Origin of the sequence: Rhizobium tibeticum (genome assembly GCF_900110205.1) — a bacterium.
Lineage (GTDB): Bacteria > Pseudomonadota > Alphaproteobacteria > Rhizobiales > Rhizobiaceae > Rhizobium > Rhizobium tibeticum.
Genome location: NZ_FOCV01000139.1, coordinates 1 through 1,729, shown reverse-complemented (window position 1 = coordinate 1,729; position 1,729 = coordinate 1). Strand labels below are relative to the sequence as shown.

Annotated in this window: 1 protein-coding gene; it reads right to left on the bottom strand. The window is 56.5% G+C overall.

Annotated elements, in window-relative coordinates; genetic code table 11:
* Window positions 1-1,729 (bottom strand): formyltransferase family protein (locus BSG20_RS35240; protein WP_280142246.1); only part of this gene is annotated, 1,729 nt, incomplete at both ends.

The window sequence follows — 1,729 nt, the reverse complement described above, 5'->3', positions numbered from 1 at the left end:
TGCACCTGCGCCTCGAACAGCTGATGGATGCACACCTCTGAGGGATAGGACGCCGCCGTCCGGTTCAGATCCTCCAGCAGGTAGGTGCGCTCGGCAGAGGATAGCAGCTCAATGCGGCCCACCGGCTGCCCTGCATCGGCCATCACACCGCATATCAAATTTCCGAAATGCTGCGTCATACGGTCGATCTGCTGGAGCGCTAATCGACTTGCATCAAAGTGCCATCGAACGCTCCCATCCAGAGCGCAAATCTCAAACGTCAGCAAATCGCCGCATAGGGTTGCCCCAGCACTTGGGCTCAACACCAGATCACCTGGAACAGAACAGCTGTCCCTCGTGATTGTGATGCCAATCGGCCAGGGCCGGTGCGATCGTAGCGCCTCTACACCCCGCAATGTCGGCCAGCGCGAGATAAGATCCTGCACAAAGCTACCGCGCTCTTTCAACTGAGCGCATTCGGCCGCCACCGCCCTGCGCACTTGTGCAAAGTCAAGACTGAGATCAACGGTAATTTCCATCGGCACGACAGAAGCCACAAGCACCTCAACCGGCTTCAAGCCAGCTTGCGATCCATCAGATGCAGACGTCCACCCCAGTTGAAAATCTGCTTCGCCCGTGATGCGGGCGAGATAGATAAGCCAAGCCGCTACCAAGTATTCCGTGCGGTCAATTGGCGACAGCTTAGCCAAAGCACTTGGTATTAGCCACGAACTCGTCTGCCATCTAGGCGGCGCCTCAGCCACGGACGATGACAAGAAAGGAAGCTGCAACATTTTAAACTGCTCAAGCCGATGTCGCCAAAACTCCTCCTGAGGCGCCAGCATTTCATGTACAGCAGTTATGCTCCGCGCCTCGTCATCGCTCAACATCGGGAGGCGATCGCCAACGTCCAAATCGAAACGTCTCGCGAGTGCCCGCGCGTCGAGATCCCGACCATCTGAGCTACCAAAGCAAACATCGACATCATGCGTACCCGTCGCCACACGCCAATGGCTGTGGTGAATATCAACTAGTGAACCTGCCGGAAGGCCCGAGCGTCGAGGCAAAACCTCCAAGTGCCTGACCGGGACAACCTCATTACCTATTAGAGCCTTTGGCATGCACAATGGATTGGGATGATATGGCCCAAAGTCTAAGGCACGTGTCATCGCCGACAGATCTTGCGCGGATTGATCCCATCGCAGACAGCCCGCAGCATCTGGGCGTCGACGTTTCGGAAAATAGCTTCTATTCCCCAGCGTCTGCGAATAGGCAGTCAGCTTCCCGTTCGCTAAGCCAGTTAACAGCTCGCGAAAACCCTCGACGGCAGCCTCATAACATTTGAGGTTCAGGGCCAGTGCCGTATCGATGGGCGCAATCAGCACTTGGCGCTGAACCACGATGTCACCCGTATCAACACCATTATCGATACGATGCCACGTGATGGCATATTTGGTCTCTTGCGCCAGCAGCGCCCAGGACGTCGCGTGAACTCCCGCATATCGTGGCAATGGACCGTCGTGGTAATTGAAAGCACCTCGACGCGCTCGCCCAAACACGTCCGGTGGCAAGATGAACGGATTTGCGACGGAGAAAATCCAATCCACCGGCTCAGCCTTCAAGAAAGAGCAGAACTCTTCAACGTTCGCTACGCACGGGATATTGGTGCGAGCCGCCCACTCTGCGAATATGGGGTCGCCACACAGAGCCGCACCAATGACATGGCCCATCGCCATTGCCAGTTCAGCGC